A 26,209-nucleotide genomic window follows, 5' to 3' on the forward strand; every position below is an offset into this window, starting at 1 on the left:
CAAGCTCGCGCAGAATTCGACGTGATGAGGGGCCCGACATGGCACGCTACGAACCGAGCCAGAGCGAGACGAAATGGCAAGAGGCTTGGAACAAGGCGGATCTCTTCGCCGCGCGCCGTGATCCGGCAAAGCCGAAATATTACGTCCTCGAGATGTTCCCCTACCCGTCGGGCCGCATCCATATGGGCCACGTGCGCAACTACACGATGGGCGACGTCGTCGCGCGCTATAAGATGGCCAAGGGCTTTTCCGTGCTGCATCCGATGGGCTGGGACGCCTTCGGGATGCCCGCCGAAAACGCCGCGATGGACAATAACGGCCACCCGAAGGACTGGACCTACGGCAACATCGCCGTGATGAAGGACCAGATGAAGCCGCTGGGCCTCTCGATCGACTGGTCGCGCGAATTCGCGACCTGCGACCCGGACTATTACGGCCAGCAGCAGGCAATGTTCATCGACATGCTCGAGGCCGGTCTCGTCTATCGCAAGAACGCGGTGGTGAACTGGGACCCGGTCGACATGACCGTGCTGGCCAATGAGCAGGTGATCGACGGCAAGGGCTGGCGCTCTGGCGCGGAAGTCGAACGCCGCGAGCTGACGCAGTGGTTCTTCAAGATCTCCGACTATGCCGAGGAATTGCTCGACGCGCTGGATAACCTGAAAGACTGGCCCGAGAAGGTGCGCCTGATGCAGGCAAACTGGATCGGCAAGTCGCGCGGTCTGCAATTCGCCTTCTCGACGGTGGAGGCGCCGGAAGGCTTCGACCGGCTCGAGGTCTACACGACCCGCCCCGACACGCTGCGCGGCGCGAGCTTCGCGGCGATCTCGCCCGATCATCCGCTGGCCAAGCATCTGGAGCGGCACGATCCCAAGGTTGCGGAATTCGTCGCGAAATGCCGCGCGGGCGGCACGACGGAAGAAGCCATCGAGACCGCTGAGAAGCTGGGGATGGATACCGGCATCAAGGTCCGCCACCCGCTCGACACGAGCTGGGAACTGCCGGTCTATATCGCCAACTTCATCCTGATGGATTACGGCACCGGCGCGATCTTCGGCTGCCCGGCGCATGACGCGCGCGACTTCGAATTCGCGACGAAATACGAGCTGCCGATCACGCCCGTCTTCGAGCCGGTCGAGGGCGACTATCCCGAGGCCGAATACGTTCCGCTCAAATCCGAGAAAGTCCGCTACATCCGTGGTTTCGCGGGCGACGAAGTGCAGACCGGCGAAGAGGGCGTCGCGAGTGCGATCGCCTTCTGCGAGGAAAACGGCATCGGTCAGGGCGTGACCAAGTTCCGCCTGCGCGACTGGGGCCTGAGCCGCCAGCGCTACTGGGGCTGCCCGATCCCGGTCGTGCATTGCGAGACGTGCGGTGTGGTGCCGGAGAAGAAGGAAAACCTCCCCGTCGAGCTTCCCTACGATGAGGACGGCCAGAAGATCGACTTCTCGATCCCCGGCAACCCGCTGGATCGTCATCCGAGCTGGCGCGACTGCACCTGCCCGAACTGCGGCGGGCCGGGTCAGCGCGAGACCGACACGATGGATACCTTCGTCGATTCGAGCTGGTATTACGCGCGCTTCACCTCGCCCGGTGCCGCCACGCCGACCGATCCGGCCGAGGCCGAGTACTGGATGAACGTCGATCAATATATCGGCGGTATCGAGCATGCGATTCTGCACCTGCTCTATTCGCGCTTCTATGCCCGCGCGATGCACAAGACCGGCCACCTGCCCGCAAAAGCGATTGAACCTTTCGACGCGCTGTTTACCCAAGGCATGGTGACGCATGAGATCTACCTCACGCGCGACGCGAAGAATCGTCCCGTCTATCACCTCCCCGAAGAGGTCATTATCAAAGAAGTGGACGGCAAGAGACTTGGCCTTTTGAAAAGCGAATTCGATGACAGCATCGATTTTGATACGCAGTATACCTTGGCTGCTCTCACCCAAAAAAACGTCGAAACCATCCCCTCGGCCAAGATGTCGAAATCGAAGAAGAACGTCGTCGATCCGATGAACATCATCGCCGAGTTCGGGGCCGATACCGCCCGCTTCTTCGTGATGTCCGACAGCCCGCCCGAGCGCGACGTCGAATGGACCGCCGCCGGCGCCGAAGCCACGTCGAAATTCCTCGCCCGCGTGCACCGCATTGCCGACGATATCGCCAATTCGGATGCACCCGCGAACGAGGCCGAGGATACGGCGCTCCTGAAGGCCACCCATAAGGCCATCGACGAAGTCACCAAGTCGATCGAGGGCTTCACCTTCAACAAGGCGGTCGCCACGCTTTACGGCCTGACCAACACGATGTCGAAGTCGAAGGCCGGGGCGGACACCAAGCGCGACGCGATGAAGCTTATGGCGCAACTGCTGGCACCGATGGTCCCGCACCTCGCCGAAGAGGTCTGGTCGATGCTGGGCGGCGAGGGCTTCGTGATCGCAGCCCGCTGGCCCGAGGCGGACCCGGCGCTGCTGGTCGAGGATTCGGTGACGCTGCCGATCCAGATCAACGGGAAGCGCCGCGCCGAGATCTCGGTGCCCAAGGACATGCCGAAGGAAGAGGTTGAAAAGCTGGTTCTGGCCGACGAAGCTGTCGTGAAGGCGCTGGCCGGTGGCCAGCCCAAGAAGCTGATCGTTGTGCCGGGGCGGATCGTCAATGTGGTCATCTGACAGACGCGGATTTCTGGGGCTCGCAGGGGCCGCTGGCCTGCTCGCGGGCTGCGGCTTCACCCCGGCCTACGGGCCTCAGGGTGGGGCGGCGAAGCTGCTCGGAGGGGTCGAACCGGCTGCGCCCACGACGCGCGATGCTTTCGCCCTCGTGCAGCAGCTGAACGCCCGGCTTGGACCGTCGCAGGTCACCCGCTACCGGCTCGACTACAAGATCGACACCGAGGCGCTGGGTCAGGGCATCTCGCCCGACAACGCCACGACGCGCTACCAGCTCAACGGCACGGTGGATTACACGCTGCGCGATGCGGCGGATAATGCCGTGCTGCTGACCGGGCGTGTCACCTCCTTCACCTCGTGGTCCGCGACCGGCACCGTAGTCGCCTCGCAGGCCGCGCAGGAAGACGCGCATCGCCGGTTGATGGTGATCCTCGCCGATCAGATCGTGACGCGCCTGCTGTCACAAGCGCCTGGTCTGCCGGAATGAAGCTGACCGGCGTAGCAGCGACCCGCTATTTCGCCAAACCCGAGCCCGAGCGCACCGGCCTGCTGATCTTCGGCGGCGATGCGATGCGCGTGGCCCTACGCCGTCAGGAAGTCATCGCCGCGCTGATCGGCCCGAAGGGCGAAGAAGAGATGCGCCTGAGCCGGATCGCGGGCGGCGATCTGCGCAAGCAACCCTCGCTGCTGCTCGATGCGATCAAGGAGGTCGGCTTCTTCCCCGGCCCGCGCGTGGCTTTCGTCGAAGACGCGACCGATGCGGTCTCGGACGCGGTGAAGACCGCGCTCGAGGAATGGCGCGAGGGCGATGCGCAGATCGTGGTCACCGCAGGCTCGCTCGCCGCGAAATCGAAGCTGCGCAAAGCCTTCGAGGGCCACAACAACGCTTATTCCGTCGGCATCTACGACGACCCGCCGAGTCGCGAGGAAATCGAGGATATCCTGCGCCGCGCCGGTCTGCGCGATATCTCGAACGACGCGATGACCGACCTCGTGGCGCTGTCGCGCGCACTCGATCCGGGCGATTTCCGCCAGACCGTCGAGAAAATCTCGCTCTACAAATTCGGCGACACCACGCCACTTGGCCCCGCCGACGTGGCCGCCTGCGCGCCGTCTTCGGTCGAGGCGGGCGTCGATGACGTGCTCTCGATCGTGGCCGAGGGCCGCGCGCCCGAGCTTGGTCCGGTGATGCGGCGGCTGGAAAGCCAAGGGGTGCAGCCCGTGCAGCTCGCGATCGCCGCGATGCGCCATTTCCGCGCGCTGCATGCCGCGGCCTCCGACCCGCAGGGCCCCGGTGCAGGCATCGCCCGGATGCGCCCGCCGATCTTCGGCCCGCGCCGCGACCGGATGCAGCGGCAGGCGCAAAGCTGGGGCATGTTCAAGCTGGAGACCGCGCTGAAGGAATTGGTCGAGACCGATCTGACGCTGCGCTCCGCCAGCCGCGCGCCGCAAATGGCGGTGATGGAGCGCGCGCTGATGCGGCTCGCGATGCTGGCCCGGCGGTGAGCGCGGCGGCAAAATCCGCGCTCGTCATCGGTGGCGGCCCGGCGGGCCTGATGGCAGCCGAGGAACTGGCGCGGGCCGGCGTCTCCGTCACACTGGCAGAGGCCAAACCGACGCTTGCGCGCAAATTCCTGATGGCGGGAAAATCCGGGCTGAACCTGACGAAGGATGAGCCGCTCGACGCCTTCCTGTCCCACTATTCCCACCCGCAGATCGTCGCGATCACCCGCGAATTCGGCCCGGAGGCCACGCAAACATTCTCCCGCGATCTGGGTGTCGAGCTGTTCACCGGCTCCACAGGCCGGGTCTTCCCAACCGTGATGAAAGCCTCGCCGATGCTGCGCGCCTGGATCGCGCGGCTCGAATCCCTTGGCGTCACGATCCGCACCCGCTGGCGCTGGCAGGGCTTCGACGGCGACGCGATGATCTTCGACACGCCCGAGGGACGTCAGAGCCTGAGGCCGAACGCCACGATCCTCGCGCTCGGCGGCGCAAGCTGGCCGCGGCTTGGCTCGGATGCGGCGTGGGTGCCGTGGCTGAGCGCGAAAGGCGTGGAGATCGCCCCCTTCGCCCCCGCCAATATGGGCTTCGAGATCGACTGGTCGGCGCATATGGCAAGCCAGCTTGGCCAGCCCGTGAAAGGTGCTGCGCTGATTACGCCGACGCGGCGCACGCGCGGGGAATTCGTGATCTCGGAGCGCGGGCTCGAAGGCGGCGGCATCTACGAACTCTCCGCCGAGTTGCGCGAGGGCGCGCCGCTGAGCCTCGATCTCGCCCCGGATCAAAGCGCCGAAGACCTCGCCGCGCGGCTTGCGAAGATCCCGCCGAAACAAAGCCTGACCAACCGCCTGCGCAAAGGCGCGAAGCTGGACCCGGTGAAGCTCGCGCTCGCGCTGGAATGGGGCCGCCCGCTGCCCAAAGACCCGGCGCAGCTTGCGACCACGCTCAAATCCCTGCCCGTCCCGCTCGGCCCGCCGCGCCCCATCGCCGAGGCGATCTCTAGCGCGGGCGGCATCGCATGGGGCAGCCTCACCGACGATCTGGAACTGACCGCCCTCCCCGGCCTCTATGCTGCAGGCGAGATGCTCGACTGGGAGGCCCCGACGGGCGGCTATCTGCTGACCGCCTGCCTCGCTTCCGGCCGCCATGCCGGACGCGCTGCGGCCCAACGGCTCTCTTCCCCTTGATAGAAATATCCCGGGGGAGGTCCGTAGGACCGGGGGCAGAGCCCCCTCTTTCCGCATTGCTTGTCGCCCTCCGGCGACGGGGGGCAGAGCCCCCCTCACCCGTCGCGCATCGCCACCGCCCAGGCCGATCACCGAACGCTCACGCTGCATCCCATCCGCGTGCATCCGCGCGGGTCTCACCCAGTGGTGATGGTGCGTGAGCGAGACTGTCACCAAATTGCCAAACGCCGTTCCTAGCGAGATGCCACGCGCCCCGTAGCTCACGGGGAAGCTGCCATTTGAATGAGGGACTTTAGATGACCGACACGCTCCGCCTCACCGGTGCCGTCAGCGCGCTCGCGCTGACTTGCGCCGCCGCGACCGCCCAAGCGGGCACCACCGCCGCCGCCGACACCCAGACCGCCACCCCGATCAAGCATCTCGTGGTGATCTTTCAGGAAAACGTCTCCTTCGACCATTACTTCGCGACCTACCCGAACGCTGCGAACCCCAAGGGCGAGCCGCGTTTCACCGCCGCGAAGGACACGCCCAAGGCCGATACGCTCGCAAGCGCCGGTCTGCTGAAGACCAACCCCAACAAGACCAATGCCGCCAATGGCGCGAATGCCGCCGCCCCGTTCCGGCTCGACCGGACGCAGGCCGCGACTGCGGACCAGAACCACGGCTACACCGCCGAGCAGGCCGCGTTCCACGGCGGCAAGATGGATGCCTTCCCGGCCAATACCGGCAAGGGCACCAAGGGCGGCACGGGCGCCTTCGGCACCAAGGGTCAAGTGATGGGCTACTACGACGGCAATACCGTCACCGCGCTGTGGAACTACGCGCAGGCCTACGCGATGAACGACAACGCCTTCTCGAGCACCTTCGGCCCCTCGACGCCGGGCGCGATCAACCTCGTCTCGGGTCAGACCAATGGCGCGGTGCTGCCCAAGGGCTACAAGCTCGCGGCCGATGGCACCTATGACAAGGGCCGCGTCGTGCCCGACGGCAATGGCGGCTGGACGATGATCTCGGATCTCGACCCGACCGGCGATGTCTGCTCGAACCCGAAATACCCGACCACGCTGATGGGCGGCAAGAATATCGGCGATCTGCTGAACGCAAAACACGTAACCTGGGGCTGGTTCGAGGGCGGCTTCGATCTGACCGCGGTGAACGGCAACGGCACTACCGGCTGCGACCGCTCGTCGCTCTCGCAGGTGACCGGCGAGACCTCGAAGGACTACATCCCCCACCACGAACCCTTCCAGTATTACAAATCGACCCAGAACCTCGATCACACCCGGCCCTCCTCGGTCGATGCGATCGGCACCTCGGACGATGGCGGCGCGAACCACCAATATGACAGCAAGGATTTCTACGCTGCGCTGAAGAACGGCAACCTGCCGGCGGTGACGTTCCTGAAAGCGTCCGCCTATCAGGACGGCCATGCGGGCTATTCCGACCCGCTCGACGGGCAGGAGTTCATCGTCAACGCGGTCAATGCGCTGCAGCAATCGAAGGGCTGGAAGGACACGGCGATCGTCGTGACCTATGACGACTCCGATGGCTGGTATGACCACGCGATGGCGGTGGTGAACGGCTCGAACATCCCGGTCGCGGGCTATGACGTACTCAATGGCAGCAACTGCGCCAGCGACAAGACGCTGCCCGGTCTCGACGGCAAGCCAGCGCAGGGCCGCTGCGGCTACGGCACCCGCATCCCAATGCTGGTGATCTCGCCCTATGCGAAGAAGAACGCGGTGGATCACACGCTGGTCGATCAGTCCTCGGTCACCAAGTTCATCGAGGATAACTGGCTGAACGGGCAGCGCATCGGTCAAGGCTCCTTCGATGCACAGGCGGGCAATCTGAACGGCATGTTCGACTTCTCGAAAGCGGGCAATGGCAAGCTGATCCTCGACCCGGCCACCGGCACCCCCAAGGGCTGAGGTGATGAGATTGCCGAACCTACGATTGATCACTCCCAAGACGATCCGTTCGGCAGAGGGGGCCGCGAGCATCACGCTCGCGGCCTTCCTTTCGGCCGCCTCCGTCGGTGCGGCGACCGATCCCGCGCCGGATGCAACCGCGCCCGGAGATGCCGATCTGAGCGCCGTAGCCGCGATCGGCAAGGCGCTGTTTTCCGACCCCACGCTGTCAGCCAGTGGCCAGATGAGCTGCGCGAGCTGCCACGACCCGAACAATCACTTCGCCCCCGCCAATGCCCGCGCGGTGCAGCTTGGCGGGCCGCATCTCGACCTGCCCGGGCTGCGTGCGGTGCCCTCGCTCACCTATAGGCTCCAGACGCCGCCCTTCACCTTCGGCGTGCTCGACCCGACCTCGGAGGCGGGCGAGGCCGCGCCGCAGGCGGTCGCACAGCAGGGGGCGGGCGCGAAAGAGACGGCAGGGCCAAGCGCCTCCACGCTGCCCGCGCCGCAAAAAACCGCTGGCGCGCCCGCTGCCGCGAGCCCGGTGCCGCGCGGCGGTCTGTTCTGGGACGGGCGCGCAGACACGCTGCAAGAGCAGGCGCTGGCCGTCCTCTTCACCCATTTCGAGATGGCAGAACCCGACCGCGCAACCCTCGCTGCAACCTTACGAGCGCGCTACGGCGACCGCTTCGCGCAGCTCTTCGGCGCTGCCGTGCGGGACGACGACAAGATGCTGATCGACGAGGCTGCCTTCGCTCTGTCGCGCTACCAGACCGAGGCGGTGGAATTTCACCCCTATACCAGCAAATACGATGCCGTTCTCGCGGGTGAGGCGCAGCTGTCGCCCCCAGAGGCCCGCGGGCGTGCGCTTTTCGACGATCCGAGGAAAGGCAATTGCGCGGCCTGTCATCTCGACACGCGGTCCGCCGACGGTCGTCCGCCGCAATTCACCGATTACGAATACGAGGCGCTCGGCGTGCCGCGCAACCCGGCGATCCCGGCCAATGCCGATCCGCATTATGTCGATCTCGGCCTCTGCGGCCCGCTGCGCCATGATGCGATTTCGACGCAGCCCGGCAATTGCGGGATGTTCAAGACCCCGAGCCTGCGCAATGTCGCGACCCGGCACGTCTTCTTTCACAACGGGGTCTATACGAGCCTGAAACAGGTGCTGCGTTTCTACGCCAAGCGCGACAGCGACCCGCGCGCGATCTATCCCATACGCGACGGTCAGGTTGAGCGGTTCGACGATCTGCCCGCCCGCTATCAGGGAAATATCGACCGCGCCGATGCGCCGTTCGGACGCGCGCCCGAGGATGGCGACGCGCTGACCGAGGCCGATCAGGCGGATATCATCGCCTTCCTGCAAACCCTCACCGACGGCTACTCACCCTCGGACGAGTGAATTGGGTCAAGGCTGATTGCCGGTGCGGAGTGGGGGCTCGCAGGCCGCCCCCTCACCCGTCGCGCATCGCCACCGCGCGCTTATAGGCAGGTCGCGCCCGCATCCGATCGTGATATTCGCTCAACCGATGCTCGACGATCGGAAACTTCGCCATCAGCGCCCAGTCGAGGCAATGCGCCAGAATGATATCGGGCACGGTCATTTCATCGCCCATCACGTACTCGCCCTCGCCCATCCGATGGATCAGCGTGCGCTGCGATCGCTCGAACTCCCAGCGCAGCGAATTCTTGATGCCCGACAGCCGCAACTCCTCCGGCAGGATGAAGCTGTGCCGCGCCGCCGTCCAAAGATTCGCGTCGAATTCATCGAGCAGGAACTGCGTCAGGCTGTCCTGCCGCGCGCGTTCCAGCGTGCCCGCCTCATGGGTAAATTTCCCATGCGCATCCGCGAGATAGGTGAGGATCGCCGTGGAATCGGTGATCGGCGTGCCGTCGATGACCAGCACCGGCACCTTGCCCGCCGGGTTGAAAGCGACGACATCGTCCGAGCGCGGCGCGGCCCGCACATGCTGATACTCCGCGCCCAGTTCCTCCAGCATCCACAGCACGCGCAGCGTCCGCGAGCCGACCGTTCCGATAACCGTATACATCCTGCCTCCCGTCGAAAGTCGCGACATTGGGCCACGGCTGCGGGGGAGGTTCAAGGGCACCGCACAATCATCTCCGCGCGATTGTGACCCGGACAAGCCCGCGATTGACGCGCTGCAGCATACATGTCGATATGCGGCCCGCGCGGAAGGGAGATCCGCCGGGAGATGTAAAATGACACAAGCCAAATTGTTCACGCCGGTTCTGATCGGCGGTGCCGTGATCCTGATGCTGAGCTTCGCCATCCGGGCGAGCTTCGGCGTTTTCCAGATTCCGATCGCCAGCGAGTTCAACTGGCCACGCGCCGAATTCTCACTCGCCATCGCGGTGCAGAACCTAGCCTGGGGGATCGGGCAGCCGATCTTCGGCGCGATCGCCGAGCGCTGGGGCGACCGGCTGGCGATCGTCCTCGGCGCGCTGGTCTATGCGCTCGGTCTCGTGCTTTCGGCCTTCGCGGTGGAGCCGGGGCAGCATCAGCTTCTGGAAATCCTCGTGGGCTTCGGCATCGCGGGCACGGGCTTCGGCGTGATCCTCGCCGTGGTGGGCCGCGCGACCTCGGACGAGAACCGCTCGCTCGCGCTTGGCATCGCGACGGCGGCAGGCTCGGCCGGACAGGTCTTCGGCGCGCCGATGGCGGAACTGCTGCTCGGCCATTTCCCGTGGCAGACGGTCTTCGTGATCTTCGCCGCCGTGATCCTCGCCTCGCTGACCTTCCTGCCGCTGATCCGCGCGCCCGAGCGCGCCAGCCGTGAGGAGATGGCCGAAAGCATGGGCAGCGTTCTGATGCGCGCCTTCCGCGATCCGTCCTACACGCTGATCTTCCTCGGTTTCTTCTCCTGCGGCTATCAGCTGGGCTTCATCACCGCGCATTTCCCCGCGATGGTGACCGAGATGTGCGGCGCGGTGCCGCCCGGTTCGCTGCTGGCCGGGATCGGGATCGAGACGACCTCGGCGCTCGGCGCTGCCGCGATCTCGGTGATCGGCCTCGCCAATATTGCGGGCACGATCTTCGCGGGTTGGGCGGGCAAGCGCTATTCGAAGAAATACCTTCTGGCGGGGGTGTATCTGCTGCGGACCTTCGTCGCCGGTGCCTTCATCCTGACGCCGATGACGCCCGCGACGGTGCTGATCTTCTCACTCGCGATGGGGGCGCTGTGGCTCGCGACCGTGCCGCTGACCTCGGGGCTGGTCGCGCATATCTACGGGCTGCGCTACATGGGCACGCTCTACGGGATCGTCTTCTTCTCGCACCAGGTGGGCGCCTTCCTCGGCGTTTGGCTGGGCGGCAAGCTCTACGACATCTACGGCGATTACACGCTGGTCTGGTGGGTCGGCGTGGGCGTCGGCGCATTCTCGGCCATCGTGCACCTGCCGGTGCGTGAAAAGCGGGTCGAGCTTCAGCCCGCCTGATCGAGCAGTGCGCGCAGCCCCTCGCGGTAATCCGGGTAACGCAGCGTGACGCCAAGGTCGCGTTTGATCTTGTCGTTCCGCACCCGCTTGCTCTCAGCATAGAAGCTGCGCGCCATCGGGCTGAGATCGGCCTCCTCGAACGGGACCTCGGGCGGCAGCGGTAGATCGAGCAGCTCGGCGGCATAGGCGATCACGTCCTGCGGCGGGGCGGGATCGTCGTCGCAGACATTATAGACCGCGCCGGGATCGGGATGCTCGATCGAGGCCAGCAGCACCTGCGCGATATCCTCGACATGGATGCGCGAGAAGACCTGCCCCTCCTTGACGATCCGCCGGGCCTTGCCCTGCCGCACCTTCTCGAACGGCCCGCGCCCGGGGCCGTAGATGCCCGCAAGCCGGAAGATATGCAGCGGCAACCCGTGAGCCGCAGTCAGCGCGCCCCACGCCGCCTCGGCCTCCACCCGCGCCTGTCCGCGCTTGGTCGAGGGGGTCAGCGGCGTCGCCTCATCGACCCAGCCGCCCGCGTGATCGCCATAGACGCCGACCGTTGAAAGATAGCCGATCCACTCCAGATGCTGCGCTGCAGCAATTTCGGAATGCTGCGCAGCGAGAACCGGGTCTCCCTCGGGTCCCGGGGCCACGGAACTCAGCAAATGCGTCGCCTGATCGAGCGGCAGAGGCCCGCCTTCCCAGATCAGCGGCTCCACCCCTTCGCTGCGCAGCATTTCCGCCTTCTCGGTGCTGCGCGTGGTGCCGACCACCCGCCAGCCGCGCGCCAGAAGAAGCGGCGCGAGGGCACGGGCGGAATAGCCATGTCCGATGGAAAGAAGCGTCGGCATCACGGCCCCCTTTGCGTTTCTGTCATCCGTCATAGGTAGAGGCTGTGTGAAGGCATAACAACGTCTCTTGAACCTTCCCGCACGCAATGACAGGCTTGGACATGGAACAGAAGAACAAGATCAAATCCTGGCCCGAAGCCGCACCGCGATTGATTGCCGTGGCTGCCGGGCGCGAACCCGCCGACCTCGTGATCCGGGGTGGCAAATGGGTCAATGTCCACACACGTGAGGTTCTCGAGGGCTACGATATTTCCGTTGTCGAGGGGCGATTTGCCGCCGTGGCCCCCGATCTGTCGGACAGTATCGGCCCCGACACCGAAGTGATCGAGGCCGAGGGGCGCTACATGGTGCCGGGCCTGTGCGATGCGCATATGCATATCGAGAGCGGGATGCTCACGCCCGCCGAATTCGCCGCCGCGGTGATCCCGCATGGCACGACGAGCATGTTCACCGATCCGCATGAGATCGCCAACGTGCTGGGGCTCGACGGCGTGCGGATGATGCATGACGAGGCGCTGATGCAGCCGGTCAACATCTTCACCCAGATGCCCTCCTGCGCGCCCTCTGCGCCGGGGCTGGAGACCACGGGTTTCGAGATCACCCCCGAGGATGTGGCCGAGGCGATGACATGGCCCGGCATCATCGGTCTGGGCGAGATGATGAACTTCCCCGGCGTGATCAATGCCGACCCGAAGATGCTGGCCGAGATCGCCGCGACGCAGAACGCGCATAAGACCGTGGGCGGGCATTACGCCTCCCCCGATCTGGGCGCGCCGTTCCGCGCCTATGTCGCGGGCGGGCCCGCCGACGATCACGAGGGCACCTGTGAGGCCGACGCGATCGCGCGGGTGCGCAACGGGATGCGCTCGATGATGCGGCTGGGCTCGGCTTGGTATGACGTGGAGACGCAGATCACCGCCGTCACCGAGAAGGGCCTCGATCCGCGCAACTTCATCCTGTGTACCGATGATTGCCATTCCGGCACGCTGGTGAATGACGGACATATGAACCGCGTCTTCCGCCATGCGGTGGAGTGCGGGGCCGATCCACTGGTCGCGCTGCAGATGTGCACGCTCAACACCGCGACCCATTTCGGGCTGGAGCGCGAGCTGGGCTCGATCACGCCGGGCCGCCGGGCCGATGTGATCCTGACCTCGGATCTGGCGACCCTGCCGGTCGAGCAGGTCATCGCGCGGGGCAAGACCGTCGCGAAGGATGGCGAGCTGCTGGCGGAGTGCCCGCATTACGACTGGCCCGACAGCGCCCGCAACACGGTGCATCTGGGCAAGACCCTGACGGCAGCCGATTTCGAGATTGCCGCGCCGGAGGGGGCCAATACGGTCACCGCCCGCGTGATCGGCGTCGTCGAGAACCAGGCGCCGACCAAGGCGCTGACGGCAGAGCTGAACGTGACCGACGGGCTCGCCCAGCCCGACACCGCGAAGGACATCGCGCAGATTGCGCTGGTGGAGCGCCATCAAGGCACCGGCGGCGTCACCAACGGCTTCGTCTCGGGCTTCGGCTACAAGGGGCGCATGGCCATGGGCTCGACCGTGGCCCATGACAGCCACCACATGATCGTGGTCGGCACCGACCGCGAGATGATGGCTGCCTGCGCCAATGCGCTTGGCGAGATGGGCGGCGGGGTCTCCGTCTGGAAGGACGGGGAAGAGATCGCCGCCGTGCCGCTGCCGATCGCAGGGTTGATGTCGGACGATCCGGCGCAGACCGTGGCCGCACGCGCCGCCAAGATGGTCGAGGCGATGGGCGCCTGCGGCTGCACTTTGAACAACGCTTACATGCAGCATTCGCTGCTCGCGCTCGTCGTCATTCCCGAGATCCGCATTTCGGATCTTGGCCTCGTCGACGTGACGCGTTTTGAACTGACGGATCTTTTTGAATGAACGAAACACTAGACCTCATCACCCCGGAAATCACTGCTGCGGAGAGCTTCACCGATGCCGCCGAGGCCGTCGCCCGGCTCGAGGCGCTTTATGACGAGGCGACGGCTTTCCTGCTCGAGAAATTCAACGAGACGCTGGAGAGCAAAACCGCGCGGAACCGCTTTCGTGCTTTCTACCCGGAAGTGCGCATCTCCGTCTCCTCGCATATCAAGGCCGATAGCCGATTGAGCTTCGGCCATGTGGCGCTGCCGGGCACCTACACCGCGACGATCACGCGGCCCGACCTGTTCCGCAATTACCTGACGCAGCAGCTGGGCCTCCTGATCAAGAACCACAATATCCCGGTTACGATCGGTCCCTCGGACACCCCGATCCCGGTGCATTTCGCCGTGGCCGCGCATCCGGAAGTGACCGTGCCGCAGGAAGGCGTGCTCGACTTCTCGCTGCGGGACGTATTCGACGTGCCGGATCTTGCGGGGATGAACGACGATATCGTCAACGGCATGGCGGGGCCGAACCCGGATGGCTCGGGCCACCTTGCGCCCTTCACCGCGCAGCGGGTGGATTACTCGCTGGCGCGCCTGTCGCATTACACCGCGACCAAGGCCGAGCATTTCCAGAACCATGTGCTGTTCACGAACTACCAGTTCTATGTCGACGAGTTCGAGGCCGTCGCGCGGCGCCTGCTGGGCGAAAAGGACTCGGGCTACACGAGCTTCGTCGCGCCGGGCAATCAGGAGATCACCGACCCGCAGGATGAGATTCCGGGCCTCGCGAAACTGCCGCAGATGCCCGCCTATCACCTCAAACGCGCCGATGGCGGCGGGATCACGCTGGTCAATATCGGCGTCGGCCCGTCGAACGCGAAGACCGCGACGGACCACATCGCCGTGCTGCGCCCGCATGCCTGGCTGATGGTCGGGCACTGCGCGGGCCTGCGCAATTCGCAGCAGCTTGGGGACTTCGTCCTCGCCCACGCCTATCTGCGCGAAGACCATGTGCTCGACGACGATCTGCCCGTCTGGGTGCCGATCCCGGCGCTGGCCGAGATCCAGATCGCGCTGCAGGAAGCGGTGGCCGAAGTGACGAAGCTGGAAGGCTACGAGCTGAAGCGGATCATGCGGACCGGCACTGTCGCCACCATCGACAACCGCAACTGGGAGTTGAGAGACCAATCCGGCCCGGTTCATCGCCTGAGCCAGTCACGCGCGGTTGCGCTCGATATGGAAAGCGCCACGATCGCGGCGAATGGCTTCCGCTTCCGGGTGCCCTACGGCACGCTTCTCTGCGTCTCGGACAAACCGCTGCATGGCGAGCTGAAGCTGCCGGGCATGGCGACCGAATTCTACCGCACGCAGGTGGCGAGCCATTTGCTGATCGGCATCCTCGCGATGGAGAAACTTCGCGAGATGCCTCTGGATCGGATTCACAGCAGGAAATTGCGTAGCTTCGAGGAAACAGCTTTTCTGTGACGTGGGAAAAACCCGCCCATTCTGGGAAAAGGGCTTGCCATGCTCAATAAAAACGTGTGGAACATGGCCCACCAACCGTGCAACGCGGACGAAATTGACCCTGGATTACCGGGGCGGAGAGAGGAACGAATATGTCGAAACCGATGACCAAGACCCAGCTGGTGGCAGCCCTCGCCGAGGCGATGGACGCCGACAAGAAGACGGCTTCGGCCGCACTCGACGCGATCACCGACGTCGTCACCAAAGAAGTGTCGAACGGCGGCGCCGTTACCCTGCCGGGCATTGGCAAAGTCTACTGCCGCGAGCGCCCCGAGCGCATGGTCCGCAACCCGGCCACCGGCGAGCAGATGCAAAAGCCGGCTGACAAGCAGGTCAAAGTGACCGTGGCGAAAGCGCTCAAGGACAGCGTGAACTCCTGATCGCAGGTCTCTCTCAATCGAGGGACAGCCAATTTTTTAGGGCGCTCGCGAGCAATCGGGGCGCCCTTTTTCAGGCCCGGAGGAAAGATGGATCTGCGCGCGATCGGAATGGGGCTCGCCTTTGCCCTGATGTGGTCTTCGGCTTTCACGTCCACGCATATCATCGTGGCAGAGGCTCCGCCCCTTGCAGCCCTTGCCCTGCGCTTCGCGCTGTCCGGGGGGATCGGCATCGCGCTGGCGCTGGCCTTCGGCCAAAGCTGGCGGCTGAGCCGAGCGCAATGGCGCGCCACGATCATCTTCGGAATTTGCCAAAACGCGCTCTACCTAGGGTTTAACTGGGTCGCGATGACCACGGTCGAAGCCTCGGTCGCGGCGATCATCGCCTCGACCATGCCGCTGATCGTCGGCGCGCTCGGCTGGATCGTCTTTCGCGACCGGATTCCGCCCCTCGGCATCGCCGGGCTGGTGGCAGGCTTCGCGGGCGTCGGCATCATCATGGGCGCACGGCTGCAAGGCGGGATCGACCCGTTCGGGCTCGGCCTCTGCGTCGCGGGCGCATTGGCGCTGGCGGTGGCGACGCTCACCGTCCGCGGTGCGAGCGGCGGCGGTGGCGGCGTGCTGATGATCGTCGGCCTGCAGATGCTGGTGGGCGCGGTGAGCCTCGCTGTCGTCTCCGCCTTCACCGAGCATCTGGACGTGACCGTGACGCCGAAACTGGCGCTGGCCTTCACCTACACGGTGATCGTGCCGGGGCTGATGGCGACCTGGGTCTGGTTCCACCTCGTGGGGCGCATCGGCGCGGTGCGCGCGGCGACCTTCCACTTCCTGACGCCCGTCTTCGGCGTCGCGATCGCTTGGGCGGTGCTGGGCGAGCATGTCGACTGGCACGACGCGCTTGGCGTTCTGGTGATCGCAGGCGGCATTCTGGCAGTGCAGATCTCAAAGCAAGAGGCGCGGAGGTAACCCCCCGCGCCCCTGCACTTCACGCCCGGCAATTCACGAACCGCGCAGCACCTGCAGCAGCTCCAGCGTGGCGTAACCATCGGGCGGCAGACCGCGCGATTTCTGAAAGGCCACGATCGCCTTCGACGTATTCGCGCCGATCTTGCCGTCCGTGCCGTCCGTATCGAAGCCCGCCGCGGTCAGACGTTCCTGCAGTTCGACCTTCTGCTTGGAACTGAGCGGCTTGCCCGTGCGGGGCCAATCTTGCACGAAGGGCCCCTTCCCTTTCAGACGATCCGAAAGATGCCCGACGCCAATCACGTAGCTGTCGGCGGAGTTGTAGCGCGAGATCGCGCGGAAGTTGCCGAAGATCATGAAGGCCGGGCCTTTCGCGCCCGCAGGCACGAGGATCGACGCCGAGCCGTAATTCGGCACCGTGCCGCCCGTGGCCGAGCGCACGCCAAGCGCCGCCCAGTCGGCGGGGCTCTTCTTCGTGCCCTTGCCGGTGAGGCCGTAGTTGAAGCCTGAGGGCAGGATGACCTCGACGCCCCAGGGCTGCCCCTTCGACCAGCCCGAGCGCGCCAGGTAGGCCGCCGTCGAGGCCAGCGCATCGGTCGGATCTTCCGACCAGATATCGCGCCGACCATCGCCGGTGAAATCGACAGCATAGGACAGGTAGGAGGTCGGGATGAACTGCGTGTGGCCCATCGCCCCGGCCCAAGAGCCGGTCATGTGCCGCTCGTCGACGTCGCCCGACTGGATGATCTTGAGCGCCGCGATCAGCTGCTTGGCGAAGAACTCGCCGCGCCGCCCGTCATAGGCCAGCGTCGCAAGTGCCGGAATGATCGCCGTCTTGCCACGATAAGCGCCGTAGCGGCTCTCCATACCCCAGATCGCGACGACGACCTCTTTGTCGACGCCGTATTTGCGCTCGATCGCGTTCAGCTGCCGGTCGTACTGGCGCAGCATCTGCTTGCCGGTTGCGACACGCTCATCCGAAACCGCGCTGTCGAGGTAGTCCCAGATCGACTTGGTGAACTCCGATTGGTAGCGGTCGCGCTCGATCACCTTGGGATTGTAGCGCACATCGGCCATCGCGCGATTCCAGGTGTATTCGGTGATGCCGTTGGCCAGCGCACGGGATTTGAAGCCCGCGAGGAAGGACTCGAAACGCGCTTCCGTCGCGGCGTCCGTCGGCGGGATCGGGTCCGCCACGGGCGCGCTGCCCCGCGCCAGCGGCCGGGGCGAGGATTCGGGGGGCCCCGCACAGGCCGAAAGCGCAGAAAATGCCATAAATGTCAGTGGGATGATCTTGCCGGGAATTGCCATTGTGCCTGCTCGCTGTTTTGCTCTTTGAACCAGTGTATCAACGGTTCGTGAGGTTTCAACGGGCGTCAAAAGACACTCAATGGCTTACTGGAGCGGCTTCTTGTCGTTGCCGAAAAACGGCTCCATCTGGGCGATGATCACGGAGTTCTCGTCGAGCGCGCGTTGCATCAATTCACGTTCCGCATCGTCGATCTCATGGCCCTGTTTCTCGCGCTCCGCGAGCGTGCCGTAACCCGTGACGTCAAGCGGCGCCATCTCGGCCTGCTTGAGGATCGCCACGGTCTCGCGCACGGCCTCTGCCTCGTCCACGCCCGAGGCATAGCACAGCAGCCCCGCCCCGGACGCGCCTTTTGGCAGACCGTCATTGGGCGAACGACCAACCTCGACCAGCAGGGTAAAGACCTGCTGGCGCGAGGGTTTCTTCTTCGGCTTTTCCGGCTTCTCAGTCACGCAGCAGCTCGTTGATGCCGGTCTTCGACCGGGTTTGCGCATCGACGCGCTTCACGATCACCGCGCAATAGAGGTTGATGCCGTTCTTCGAAGGCATCGAGCCCGAGACGACGACCGAATAGGGCGGCACTTCGCCATACATCACGTCGCCGGTCTCGCGGTCGACGATCTTGGTCGACTTGCCGATATAGACGCCCATGCCCAGGACCGAGCCTTCGCGGACGATGCAGCCTTCGACGACTTCCGAGCGCGCGCCGATGAAGCAGTTGTCTTCGATGATGGTCGGGCCGGCCTGCATCGGCTCCAGCACGCCGCCGATACCGACGCCGCCCGAGAGGTGGACGCCCTTGCCGATCTGCGCGCAGCTGCCGACGGTAGCCCAGGTGTCGACCATCGTGCCCTCGTCGACATAGGCGCCGAGGTTCACGAAGGAGGGCATCAGCACAACGCCCGGCGCGATATAGGCCGACTTGCGCACGATGCAGTTCGGCACGGCGCGGAAACCGCCGGCTTTCCACTCTTTGTCGCCCCAGCCTTTGAACTTGCTGTCGACCTTGTCCCACCAGTGGCCGCCCTGCGGGCCGCCATCCTGCTGCTCCATGTCCTTCAGACGGAAGCCGAGCAGAACCGCCTTCTTGGCCCATTGGTTCACATGCCAGTCGCCGTTCTCGCGTTTCTCCGCAACACGCAGCTCGCCGCGATCCAGCGCGTTGAGCGTATCTTCGATGGCCTCGCGGGTCTCACCGCCGGTCGAGGGCGTGATGGTGTCGCGGGCTTCCCAAGCGGCTTCGATTGCAGTTTCGAGCGCGGCGTTCGACATGGGCAAATCCTCTTTCAGGTGGCCTTTACAGCGTTCACGCTATAGTTGGTCAAAGCGAAACGCGCAATGAGCAGGTGCCCCATGAAGGACGACACGACGCATTCGTTCCGCCACTCGCGGGACGACGCGCAGACCGCAAAGAACATTCCCGACACGCCACAGACCCGCGCGCCCGCCTATCGGCTGGCCTATACGGATGTGGATTTCATGCTGCGCGACGAGCTGCGCCCGGTGCGGCTGCAGCTCGAATTGCTCAAGCCGCAGCTGATCATGGACGAGCGCGGCATCGAGTCGACCATCGTCATGTTCGGCGGCGCGCGCATCCCCGCGCCCGAGAACAAGGCCAACGCGAAAACCGAATATCTCGCGGAACTGTCGGGTTACTACGAAGAGGCGCGCATCTTCGCGCGCGAAATGACCGAACGCTCGATGCAGGAATACGGCCGGGAGAACGTGATCTGCACCGGCGGCGGCCCCGGCGTGATGGAGGCGGGCAACCGCGGCGCGCATGAGGCGGGCGGTCAGTCCATCGGCCTCAATATCGTGCTGCCGCATGAGCAGGCGCCGAACGAATACGTCACGCCCGATCTGACCTTCAACTTCCACTATTTCGCGATCCGGAAGATGCATTTCCTGATGCGCGCCCGCGCCGTGTGCGTCTTCCCCGGCGGCTTCGGCACGCTCGACGAGATGTTCGAGGCGCTGACCCTGATCCAGACGGGCCGGATGTCCAGAATTCCCTTCATCCTGTTCGGGCGGCAGTTCTGGGAAGAGATCATCAACTGGGATCGGCTGGCCGAGGCCGGGACGATCTCGCCCGAGGATCTCGATCTGGTCAGCTTCGTCGAGAGCGCCAAGGATGCCGTCGCGATCATCGACAATTGGAATTACGAGAACTGCTGAGGCGCGGCGCTCAGGCCTTCGCCTCGGCGCTGACCTCGGGCAATTGCGCGCGGTGCTCATGGCTTGCGCGCGCTGCCGCTACCAGCGCCCGGAATAGCGCGCGCTGCCGGTGCGCATAGGTGAGGTATTCCGGGTGCCACTGAACGCCCAGCGCAAAAGGCTCCTCGACCCGCTCGACTGCCTGCACCATCCCCGAGCCGTCGCGCGCCGCAACCCGTAGCCCGTCGCCCAAGCGATCCACGGCCTGACTGTGCAACGCGTTGACCCGCATCGGCGCGAGCCCCGCCAGCGCACCGAGCCGCGAGCCGGGTTCGACGCGAACGTCCTTCTTCGGCAGAAGCGTCGTATGTTTATGCGCGTTGTAATGATCGTAGGCGTCCTGATGCAGATCGCCGCCCAGCGCGACATTGATCATCTGCGCGCCGCGGCAAATCCCCAGCACCGGCTTGCCCTGCGCCATCGCTTCCTCGACGAGGCATTTCTCCAGCTCGTCCCGCGCCGGGTCGAGCACCGCGCTCGCGATAAGATCGCCACCATAGAGTTCGGGTGAAATGTCATCGCCGCCGCCCACGATCACGCCGTCGACATGCTGTACTTCGGCGCGCTTGCCCGCGACCCAGCGGACTGAGCGCCCGCCCGCCAGCCAGACGCCGAAGGCGATGAACGGGTAGACCCGCCACCCGGTGCGACGCGATGTCGATATGCCGATCAGGGGCTTCATCTATGCCCGGCAAGCCTCAGGATTTTCTCGCAGATCTCGACCCATTTCCCGCCCAGCAGATGGAATTCGGTCTTCGCCGTCAACCATTCGCGGCACATCAGGCCCAACAGCTCGGGCTCCGCCGCGAGCGTCTCCACGAACCACCAACGCCGCCATTCGCTGTCGAGTGACCAGGTCTCATCGTCGATACGGCAATCGGGCAGACGGAAATGGAAGGCGGGGCGCGGTGAAACGGTGCCCCCCTTCCCTTCCTCCGGTGCAATCAGATCGGGCCGTAGCTCGCAGAAGATCGGCAGCATATCGAGCCCGTGGTTCCGCGACAGCGTGTGCTTGCGATAGGTGACGATCACCTCGTCGAGCGCGGCATCGGGGCCAAGCCGCGCCAGATCCTCGATCAGCTTCTTCGGATAAGGCGCAGTGAAAGGGAGCACTTCGCGCGTCCTCTCGATCGGCCATGTCTCGCGCATCCACTCCTCGATCAGCGCGAAGGCCAGAAGCGGGCGGACGATATCCTCAGCCTTACTGGATGCGATCTCCGGGTTGAGATGAAGGCCGAACCCATAGAGCAAAGATCGCCCCGTGCCTTGCGCGCCTTCGCTGCGCAGCAATTCAATGAAATCAGAGAGTTGCAGAAGGCCTTCGCGGTCCAGCGGCTCGGTCACGATCTCGACCGGAATGACCTCGCGCCCGATGCGCAGACCAAGCTCCTTGAGCGCGCCGTCGGCTTGCTTGCGCACCGAAATGTCGAGATAGACCTGCAGATCGCCGAGCTTCGTACCGGTGACTTCCCAGTCCTGACCGTCGCTGCGCCGCGCCTCGCCCCCCAGAGCCTGCGCGGCGATCTGCGCGATGCGCGCCTCGGTCAGCCCGGCAAACTCGATCTCCACGCCAGTGCGGCGCGGCTTTCCCTCGGCATTACAGGGCTTTGGAAGCGGGGCGATGGCCTCTCGCGTCATGACGTCTCCGGTTACTTCCCACACGCAGCGTCAATGCAGAAGCGGCGAAGCGGGTTCCCTTAAAGCCCCGCCTCAGCCTGAATCTGCGCCCGCGACTTGCGCGCCCGCTCGGTCGCCGATTTCAGCTGACCGCAGGCGGCCATGATGTCTTCGCCGCGCGGCGTGCGGATCGGCGAGGCATAGCCCGCCTTGTAGATGATGTCGGCGAAGCTCTCGATCCGCTCCCAATCGCTGCGCTCATAGGGCGCGCCGGGCCATTCGTTGAACGGGATCAGGTTGATCTTCGCGGGGATGCCGCGGATCAGCTTCACCAGTCGGCGCGCGTCCTCGTCGCTATCGTTCACACCCTTGAGCATGACGTATTCGAACGTGATCCGCTCGGAATTCGACAGGCGCGGATATTCCCGCAGCGCGTTCAGCAGCGTCTCGATATTCCAGCGCTTGTTGATCGGTACCAGCTTGTCGCGGACCTCATCGGTCGTGGCGTGGAAGGACACCGCCAGCAGACAGCCGATCTCCTCGGCGGTCTTCGCGATCTCCGGCACGACGCCCGAGGTCGACAGCGTGATCCGGCGGCGGCTGAGGCTGATGCCTTCACCATCCATCACGACCTGCATCGCGTCGCGGACATTTTCGAAGTTATAAAGCGGCTCGCCCATGCCCATCAGAACGACATTCGACACCAGACGGGTCTCGTTCTTCGGGCTGTTCTTCTCGGGCCATTCGCCAAGATCGTCACGCGCGAGCATCACCTGACCGACGATCTCGCCGGGGGTCAGGTTGCGCACGAGTTTCTGCGTGCCGGTGTGGCAGAACGAACAGGTCAGCGTGCAGCCCACCTGGCTCGAGATGCACAGCGTGCCGCGGCTTTCCTCAGGGATATAGACCGCCTCGACCTCGTGCCCGCCGGCGATCTTCAGGAGGTATTTCCGGGTGCCGTCCTCGGAGACCTGCTTCGACACGATCTCGGGCAGGGTAATCTCGAACTTCTCGGCCAGCATCGCCCGGTAATCCTTGGCGAGGTTGGTCATCGCCGCGAAATCGCGCACGCCCCAGTAATAGAGCCACTGCCAGATCTGGCCGACGCGCATCTTCGCCTGCTTCTCGGGCGTGCCCGCCTCGATCAGCGCCGCGCGCAGCTGGTCACGGGTGAGGCCGATGAGGTTCACCTTGCCGCCTTCGGGCAGCTTGCGCGGGATCGTGTGCACGTCTTGCGTGATCGGAGCCTGAGACTGGGTCATCGCATGTTTCCTTGAAATGAGGCGCCTCATATAGGGGATTCGCCCCTGCATTAACAGGGGGCGTCGCGCTTTTGGCTCGAACGCGAAAACCCCGGCGCATGGCCGGGGCTCCAATGTCAGGCGCGAGGGCGGCTTACTGGCAGCGCTGCTCGGCTTCGGTGGTCGCGGCGGTGAAGCCCATCAGCGAGAACGTGTCCTCGGTCTGGGTACCACGGCTCGAACGACCGGTCAGCTTCACGTCGGACCCGGCCTTGAGCGCGCCGATGATCTTCGCGTCCTCTTCCGGCGATCCGGCCCAAGCGCCGCCGCCATCGGTGAAGAGCGTGTATTTCTGACCGCCGACTTCGAGATCGACCGTCGAGCCATCCGCAAAAGGATAGCCGCCCATGAACGAAATCTCGGGCTTCTTGCCCGGACGGTAGGTCACGAACAGCAGGATATCCCCGCGGTTCACCTGCACGACCTTGCCGCCTTTGGTGTTGACCGTCTTCTTCGGTTTCGACACGCCCCAGCACTCTTTCGGATCGTTATCGACGAAGACGCTCCAATCGGTATTCGCCGCGACGCGGTTGGTGCTTTCCTGCGCCATTGCGCCATGCCCCGCCCCGATCATGAGCGCGGCGACCGCCGCGATCCGCAGACCCTTCATCATCATGCTTACAGCCTCCAGCTGTCAGGTTGCCTCTGCATCGCCCGGGCCGGTCACCCTGTTTTCGGTGGCGAATGCGTTTTCCTCTCGATAACACTCATTTAACCTAAAAAAGCCTAGGGGTAAAACCCCGCGATGGCGAGATTTCGCGCATAGGAGGCAGGCGATGACGGCACCGGAGGCAATGATCGAGCTATGGCGCGGGGGGATGTGTGAATCCGTCCATCACGGTCATGCGGTGATCTTCGGCCCGGAGGGGATCGAAGCCTCCTGGGGCGATCCCGAAGCCGTTATTTTTCCGCGCTCATCCGTGAAGATGATCCAGGCCCTGCCGCTGCTGGAAAGCGGCGCGGCGGAGGCCGCCGGGCTGACGACGCGCCAGCTCGCCCTCTCCTGCGCGAGCCATTCCGGCGCGCATATGCACCGCGCGGCGGTCGAAGACTGGCTCGCGACGCTTGGGCTGGGCGATGACGACCTGCGCTGCGGGGCGCATCTGCCGCGCGACAAGGCCGAGAAGAAGCAGCTGATCTGCTCGGATCACGCGCCTTGCCAAGCGCATAACAATTGCTCGGGAAAACATGCCGGGTTCCTGACGCTGAACAAGCATCTGGGCAGCGGCCCTGACTATGTGGAGATCGATCACCCCGTGCAGCGGGCCGTGAAATCCGCCTTTGAAGAGGTGACCGAAGAGACCTCGCCGCGCTACGGGATCGACGGATGCTCGGCCCCGAATTTCGCGACCAGCCTCGCCGGTCTCGGCCGCGCGATGCAATTCTTCGCGGCGGCGACCTCGGACGGCGATCTGCGGGCGCGCGCTGCGACCCGTCTGGTCGATGCGATGATGGAGCATCCAGAGCTCGTCGCGGGCGAAGGCCGCGCCTGCACCGAGATCATGCGAGAGGCGAACGGGCGCGTTGCCGTCAAAACGGGTGCGGAAGGTGTCTATGTCGCCATGCTTCCGGATCAGAAGCGCGGCGTCGCTCTGAAGATCACTGATGGCGCGACCCGGGCCTCGGAAGCGGCGATGATCGCACTGCTGATCCGCCTCGGTGCGCTCGATGCCGACGCGCCCGTGGTGCACCGCAGATTGACCGGCCCGATCACCAATTGGCGCGGTCTGAAAACGGGCGAGCTGCGCCGTGCCGCGCAGTTTCCTAAAGCCTAGAGCCGAAGGTAGAGACTCTGCGCCCCTGCGCTCTGCAACAGGCTGAGCGCGACATTCTGCGATGAGACGCTGGTCACGCTCGAGAGCTGCGCACGAAGCAAATAATCCCGCGTCAAGACCTTCAGCTTGTCGGATGCACCGAGCTCCGCAGGATCAGAGGTCCCATAGGTGCGTTGCGCTTTGGACATATAGATTTCGCGCTGCTGATCGACATCAAGCGCGCCAACGCTGGGTGGCAGGTTGAGCGCAGTCTGGAACACCCTACTCAGGGATGGCGATCCGATAATCGTGTACCACTTCGCAGTCTCGGAGACATCCTTCGCCGCGAGCTCAGGAAGGTCGCGTTGTAACGACATCGCCATGCGCAGGTCATTATCGACTTCGCCAACCGCGACCTCGAATTCTCGGGTCTGAAATTTCGTCAGAATCTCGTCCGCGAAAGTCGAAAGCTTCGTTCGCGGAACGGAGTAATCTCCGAAACCGAAGGCCGTGGTCAGCGCGAGGTAGCTTTTGTCCGACAGCTTGTTGGCCAGCGCCGTTCTGTCCAAAGAGCCTTCCTCGAGCACTTTTCGGATGAAGTATTTATTGTCGATATCCGCATCGAGACCGAATGCACCGAGCGCCACACCGAGCAGACGCCGATCGTCCACCAAAGCCTGCGCCGTATCGATCTGTCCGATCGTCTCCCGGAAATAGGCATCGAGGCGTTGGTTTTCCGTCGACGCCGCGAAAGCGGCCTGCTGCGTTTCCATCGTGCGCGAGAGAAATTGCCACCCCGCAAACCCGGAAAAAGGGACGACCGGCTGATACGTCATGGCGCGCCTGCGGCGAGGAGGCGTTCCTCCCGTGGAAGAAGCGTCCGCAGCGCTTTCAGCGCCTGGTAATGCTGGTTCTCGATCACGGCGAGCGTGGCTGCATTAAGCTGCGCACGGCTATCTTGATCCTTGAGAACTTGACTGAGCTGTTCGATCCCCCGAAGCAACTGCATCTTCGCCTCTTGCGGATCGGTGTCGCCGGAGAGCACGAGCTGCGCGATATAGCAAACCCGACGGACCGGGGTGTTGACCTCTCCGGGATGGATCGCGTCGCGCAGCCGAAGAATGTTTGCGTTCGGCGTCATGATCGCGAGTCGCGATCGGCGATCCCCATTTTCGATGACGGCACCGTTGATCAGCACTCTCTCTTTCGGGGCGAGTTTCAGAACGAGGCCGCTCATTGCTTTGCCCCGTCTTGTCGCAACCCGCGCATGATGGCGGTGTTCACGTCGATCAGCGCATCGACCGACCGGTCTTGCGAAAGCACGAGGCGGCTATGCGCCTGCGTGAACTCGTGCAGGAAAAAGATGCGGGCGCGAAGATCTTGCGGCAAGCCATTCTCTGGATCGGCGACATCCGCCGCAAGCGCGGTCCAGAGGCGGCGGTTTTCGAAGATCGCTTCTGCCAGCGCGGCAAAAGGGGCACCTTGCGAAGAAACCTGTTTGAGGCGGCGCGTGATCCGGGCGAAGAGTTCGAATTCGAGCCCTCGCGGCGTGCGCATCGGCTGGCTGGGATTGGAATAGGCCGTTTTGGCCAAAGTCGTCGCGTACACGGGAAATCCTTCCGGTGACTGAAACTGATCATGCGCGCGGCACATGAGGGAAGCGGGGGCGCCAAGTCAGGCGCCCCTACC

The 26,209-nt window shown here is 64.6% G+C and carries 25 protein-coding genes; 13 read left to right on the forward strand and 12 right to left on the reverse strand.

Features of this window, described 5'->3' with window-relative positions; translation table 11 throughout:
- Nucleotides 1–38: 38 nt before the first annotated feature.
- The 6 genes from leuS to BMI87_RS11540 all read left to right on the forward strand — a co-directional run bounded on the left by leuS (nt 39) and on the right by BMI87_RS11540 (nt 8,674).
- A complete protein-coding gene (gene leuS, locus BMI87_RS11515; protein WP_078521558.1) occupies nt 39–2,672 on the forward strand; it encodes a leucine--tRNA ligase in 2,634 nt (877 codons plus the stop codon).
- Nucleotides 2,659–3,156 (forward strand): LPS assembly lipoprotein LptE, encoded by a 498-nt coding sequence (gene lptE / locus BMI87_RS11520; protein ID WP_078521559.1) that lies wholly within the window; start codon nt 2,659–2,661, stop codon nt 3,154–3,156. The genes leuS and lptE overlap by 14 nt, the downstream gene beginning before the upstream one ends.
- Nucleotides 3,153–4,175, forward strand: coding sequence for a DNA polymerase III subunit delta (holA, locus tag BMI87_RS11525; protein WP_078521561.1), 1,023 nt, complete (start codon nt 3,153–3,155; stop codon nt 4,173–4,175). Before lptE ends, holA begins: the two co-directional genes overlap by 4 nt.
- Nucleotides 4,172–5,359 (forward strand): TIGR03862 family flavoprotein, encoded by a 1,188-nt coding sequence (locus tag BMI87_RS11530; RefSeq protein WP_256376239.1) that lies wholly within the window; start codon nt 4,172–4,174, stop codon nt 5,357–5,359. Before holA ends, BMI87_RS11530 begins: the two co-directional genes overlap by 4 nt.
- A gap of 296 nt (nt 5,360–5,655) precedes the next feature.
- On the forward strand, nt 5,656–7,290 hold the full coding sequence (locus BMI87_RS11535; RefSeq protein ID WP_078521565.1) for a phospholipase C: 1,635 nt from the start codon (nt 5,656–5,658) through the stop codon (nt 7,288–7,290).
- 4 nt (nt 7,291–7,294) lie between these two features.
- Nucleotides 7,295–8,674 carry a cytochrome c peroxidase gene (locus BMI87_RS11540; RefSeq protein ID WP_078521567.1) on the forward strand — a complete coding sequence of 460 codons (1,380 nt, stop codon included), beginning with the start codon at nt 7,295–7,297 and terminating at the stop codon, nt 8,672–8,674.
- A gap of 52 nt (nt 8,675–8,726) precedes the next feature.
- On the opposite strand, the gene BMI87_RS11545 is transcribed toward BMI87_RS11540, so the two are convergent.
- A complete protein-coding gene (locus BMI87_RS11545; RefSeq protein ID WP_078521569.1) occupies nt 8,727–9,323 on the reverse strand; it encodes a glutathione S-transferase family protein in 597 nt (198 codons plus the stop codon).
- Between the two features lie 172 nt (nt 9,324–9,495).
- Between BMI87_RS11545 and BMI87_RS11550 the strand changes: the two genes are divergently transcribed.
- Complete coding sequence (locus tag BMI87_RS11550) at nt 9,496–10,731, forward strand: MFS transporter (protein ID WP_078521571.1); 1,236 nt, start codon at nt 9,496–9,498, stop codon at nt 10,729–10,731.
- Here the strand turns inward: BMI87_RS11550 and BMI87_RS11555 are convergent.
- The gene (locus BMI87_RS11555) at nt 10,719–11,570 is read right to left on the reverse strand and encodes an SDR family oxidoreductase (RefSeq protein WP_078521680.1); all 852 of its coding nucleotides are present in this window, start codon (nt 11,568–11,570) and stop codon (nt 10,719–10,721) included. The genes BMI87_RS11550 and BMI87_RS11555 overlap by 13 nt on opposite strands.
- Before the next feature lie 101 nt (nt 11,571–11,671).
- Here BMI87_RS11555 and ade point away from each other — a divergent pair, with 101 nt between their 5' ends.
- From ade to BMI87_RS11575, 4 genes are all read left to right on the forward strand, one after another.
- On the forward strand, nt 11,672–13,474 hold the full coding sequence (ade, locus tag BMI87_RS11560) for an adenine deaminase (protein ID WP_078521574.1): 1,803 nt from the start codon (nt 11,672–11,674) through the stop codon (nt 13,472–13,474).
- On the forward strand, nt 13,471–14,946 hold the full coding sequence (locus tag BMI87_RS11565; protein ID WP_078521576.1) for an AMP nucleosidase: 1,476 nt from the start codon (nt 13,471–13,473) through the stop codon (nt 14,944–14,946). Before ade ends, BMI87_RS11565 begins: the two co-directional genes overlap by 4 nt.
- 131 nt (nt 14,947–15,077) lie before the next feature.
- Nucleotides 15,078–15,365: an HU family DNA-binding protein gene (locus BMI87_RS11570; RefSeq protein ID WP_075776797.1), complete on the forward strand. Its 288-nt coding sequence runs from the start codon at nt 15,078–15,080 to the stop codon at nt 15,363–15,365.
- Between the two features lie 87 nt (nt 15,366–15,452).
- Nucleotides 15,453–16,328: a DMT family transporter gene (locus BMI87_RS11575; RefSeq protein ID WP_078521578.1), complete on the forward strand. Its 876-nt coding sequence runs from the start codon at nt 15,453–15,455 to the stop codon at nt 16,326–16,328.
- A 33-nt stretch (nt 16,329–16,361) separates the two neighbouring features.
- On the opposite strand, the gene BMI87_RS11580 is transcribed toward BMI87_RS11575, so the two are convergent.
- The 3 genes from BMI87_RS11580 to dapD all read right to left on the reverse strand — a co-directional run bounded on the left by BMI87_RS11580 (nt 16,362) and on the right by dapD (nt 18,906).
- On the reverse strand, nt 16,362–17,600 hold the full coding sequence (locus BMI87_RS11580; protein ID WP_246832524.1) for a lytic murein transglycosylase: 1,239 nt from the start codon (nt 17,598–17,600) through the stop codon (nt 16,362–16,364).
- 120 nt (nt 17,601–17,720) lie between these two features.
- A complete protein-coding gene (locus BMI87_RS11585) occupies nt 17,721–18,086 on the reverse strand; it encodes a hypothetical protein (RefSeq protein WP_078521582.1) in 366 nt (121 codons plus the stop codon).
- The gene (gene dapD, locus BMI87_RS11590) at nt 18,079–18,906 is read right to left on the reverse strand and encodes a 2,3,4,5-tetrahydropyridine-2,6-dicarboxylate N-succinyltransferase (RefSeq protein ID WP_078521584.1); all 828 of its coding nucleotides are present in this window, start codon (nt 18,904–18,906) and stop codon (nt 18,079–18,081) included. Before dapD ends, BMI87_RS11585 begins: the two co-directional genes overlap by 8 nt.
- A gap of 81 nt (nt 18,907–18,987) precedes the next feature.
- Here dapD and BMI87_RS11595 point away from each other — a divergent pair, with 81 nt between their 5' ends.
- Nucleotides 18,988–19,809 (forward strand): LOG family protein, encoded by an 822-nt coding sequence (locus BMI87_RS11595; RefSeq protein WP_078521586.1) that lies wholly within the window; start codon nt 18,988–18,990, stop codon nt 19,807–19,809.
- Nucleotides 19,810–19,819: 10 nt separating this feature from the next.
- On the opposite strand, the gene BMI87_RS11600 is transcribed toward BMI87_RS11595, so the two are convergent.
- The 4 genes from BMI87_RS11600 to BMI87_RS11615 form a co-directional block, all read right to left on the reverse strand.
- Nucleotides 19,820–20,530: a gamma-glutamyl-gamma-aminobutyrate hydrolase family protein gene (locus BMI87_RS11600; protein WP_078521588.1), complete on the reverse strand. Its 711-nt coding sequence runs from the start codon at nt 20,528–20,530 to the stop codon at nt 19,820–19,822.
- The gene (locus tag BMI87_RS11605) at nt 20,527–21,486 is read right to left on the reverse strand and encodes an amidoligase family protein (RefSeq protein WP_078521590.1); all 960 of its coding nucleotides are present in this window, start codon (nt 21,484–21,486) and stop codon (nt 20,527–20,529) included. The genes BMI87_RS11600 and BMI87_RS11605 overlap by 4 nt, the downstream gene beginning before the upstream one ends.
- 59 nt (nt 21,487–21,545) lie before the next feature.
- Complete coding sequence (gene rlmN, locus BMI87_RS11610; protein WP_078521591.1) at nt 21,546–22,727, reverse strand: 23S rRNA (adenine(2503)-C(2))-methyltransferase RlmN; 1,182 nt, start codon at nt 22,725–22,727, stop codon at nt 21,546–21,548.
- A 133-nt stretch (nt 22,728–22,860) separates the two neighbouring features.
- Nucleotides 22,861–23,376, reverse strand: a complete 516-nt coding sequence (locus BMI87_RS11615; protein WP_078521682.1) for an invasion associated locus B family protein — start codon at nt 23,374–23,376, stop codon at nt 22,861–22,863.
- A 166-nt stretch (nt 23,377–23,542) separates the two neighbouring features.
- Between BMI87_RS11615 and BMI87_RS11620 the strand changes: the two genes are divergently transcribed.
- Nucleotides 23,543–24,541, forward strand: a complete 999-nt coding sequence (locus BMI87_RS11620; protein ID WP_078521593.1) for an asparaginase — start codon at nt 23,543–23,545, stop codon at nt 24,539–24,541.
- On the opposite strand, the gene BMI87_RS11625 is transcribed toward BMI87_RS11620, so the two are convergent.
- The 3 genes from BMI87_RS11625 to flaF are packed head-to-tail and all read right to left on the reverse strand — an operon-like array spanning nt 24,538 to nt 26,128.
- Nucleotides 24,538–25,356, reverse strand: a complete 819-nt coding sequence (locus BMI87_RS11625) for a DUF1217 domain-containing protein (RefSeq protein WP_078521594.1) — start codon at nt 25,354–25,356, stop codon at nt 24,538–24,540. The two genes, BMI87_RS11620 and BMI87_RS11625, sit on opposite strands and share 4 nt — an antisense overlap.
- Nucleotides 25,353–25,757 (reverse strand): flagellar biosynthesis repressor FlbT, encoded by a 405-nt coding sequence (gene flbT / locus BMI87_RS11630; protein ID WP_078521596.1) that lies wholly within the window; start codon nt 25,755–25,757, stop codon nt 25,353–25,355. The genes BMI87_RS11625 and flbT overlap by 4 nt, the downstream gene beginning before the upstream one ends.
- The gene (flaF, locus tag BMI87_RS11635) at nt 25,754–26,128 is read right to left on the reverse strand and encodes a flagellar biosynthesis regulator FlaF (RefSeq protein WP_078521597.1); all 375 of its coding nucleotides are present in this window, start codon (nt 26,126–26,128) and stop codon (nt 25,754–25,756) included. Before flaF ends, flbT begins: the two co-directional genes overlap by 4 nt.
- Between the last annotated feature and the right edge of the window lie 81 nt (nt 26,129–26,209).

The organism is Thioclava sp. F28-4 (assembly GCF_002020045.1).
In the GTDB taxonomy this organism is placed as follows: domain Bacteria; phylum Pseudomonadota; class Alphaproteobacteria; order Rhodobacterales; family Rhodobacteraceae; genus Thioclava; species Thioclava sediminum.

What these genes read in the sequence shown, in the direction of transcription:
- BMI87_RS11580 (WP_246832524.1), bottom strand. Translation starts at nt 17,600, where the DNA reads ATGGCATTTTCTGCGCTTTCGGCCTGTGCGGGGCCCCCCGAATCCTCG.
- BMI87_RS11545 (WP_078521569.1), bottom strand. Translation starts at nt 9,323, where the DNA reads ATGTATACGGTTATCGGAACGGTCGGCTCGCGGACGCTGCGCGTGCTG.
- BMI87_RS11605 (WP_078521590.1), bottom strand. Translation starts at nt 21,486, where the DNA reads ATGACGCGAGAGGCCATCGCCCCGCTTCCAAAGCCCTGTAATGCCGAG.
- flbT (WP_078521596.1), bottom strand. Translation starts at nt 25,757, where the DNA reads ATGAGCGGCCTCGTTCTGAAACTCGCCCCGAAAGAGAGAGTGCTGATC.
- BMI87_RS11535 (WP_078521565.1), top strand. Translation starts at nt 5,656, where the DNA reads ATGACCGACACGCTCCGCCTCACCGGTGCCGTCAGCGCGCTCGCGCTG.
- BMI87_RS11565 (WP_078521576.1), top strand. Translation starts at nt 13,471, where the DNA reads ATGAACGAAACACTAGACCTCATCACCCCGGAAATCACTGCTGCGGAG.
- BMI87_RS11625 (WP_078521594.1), bottom strand. Translation starts at nt 25,356, where the DNA reads ATGACGTATCAGCCGGTCGTCCCTTTTTCCGGGTTTGCGGGGTGGCAA.
- lptE (WP_078521559.1), top strand. Translation starts at nt 2,659, where the DNA reads ATGTGGTCATCTGACAGACGCGGATTTCTGGGGCTCGCAGGGGCCGCT.
- BMI87_RS11615 (WP_078521682.1), bottom strand. Translation starts at nt 23,376, where the DNA reads ATGAAGGGTCTGCGGATCGCGGCGGTCGCCGCGCTCATGATCGGGGCG.
- dapD (WP_078521584.1), bottom strand. Translation starts at nt 18,906, where the DNA reads ATGTCGAACGCCGCGCTCGAAACTGCAATCGAAGCCGCTTGGGAAGCC.
- leuS (WP_078521558.1), top strand. Translation starts at nt 39, where the DNA reads ATGGCACGCTACGAACCGAGCCAGAGCGAGACGAAATGGCAAGAGGCT.
- BMI87_RS11540 (WP_078521567.1), top strand. Translation starts at nt 7,295, where the DNA reads ATGAGATTGCCGAACCTACGATTGATCACTCCCAAGACGATCCGTTCG.
- rlmN (WP_078521591.1), bottom strand. Translation starts at nt 22,727, where the DNA reads ATGACCCAGTCTCAGGCTCCGATCACGCAAGACGTGCACACGATCCCG.
- ade (WP_078521574.1), top strand. Translation starts at nt 11,672, where the DNA reads ATGGAACAGAAGAACAAGATCAAATCCTGGCCCGAAGCCGCACCGCGA.
- BMI87_RS11550 (WP_078521571.1), top strand. Translation starts at nt 9,496, where the DNA reads ATGACACAAGCCAAATTGTTCACGCCGGTTCTGATCGGCGGTGCCGTG.
- BMI87_RS11620 (WP_078521593.1), top strand. Translation starts at nt 23,543, where the DNA reads ATGACGGCACCGGAGGCAATGATCGAGCTATGGCGCGGGGGGATGTGT.
- BMI87_RS11570 (WP_075776797.1), top strand. Translation starts at nt 15,078, where the DNA reads ATGTCGAAACCGATGACCAAGACCCAGCTGGTGGCAGCCCTCGCCGAG.
- BMI87_RS11575 (WP_078521578.1), top strand. Translation starts at nt 15,453, where the DNA reads ATGGATCTGCGCGCGATCGGAATGGGGCTCGCCTTTGCCCTGATGTGG.
- BMI87_RS11555 (WP_078521680.1), bottom strand. Translation starts at nt 11,570, where the DNA reads ATGCCGACGCTTCTTTCCATCGGACATGGCTATTCCGCCCGTGCCCTC.
- BMI87_RS11595 (WP_078521586.1), top strand. Translation starts at nt 18,988, where the DNA reads ATGAAGGACGACACGACGCATTCGTTCCGCCACTCGCGGGACGACGCG.
- holA (WP_078521561.1), top strand. Translation starts at nt 3,153, where the DNA reads ATGAAGCTGACCGGCGTAGCAGCGACCCGCTATTTCGCCAAACCCGAG.
- BMI87_RS11600 (WP_078521588.1), bottom strand. Translation starts at nt 20,530, where the DNA reads ATGAAGCCCCTGATCGGCATATCGACATCGCGTCGCACCGGGTGGCGG.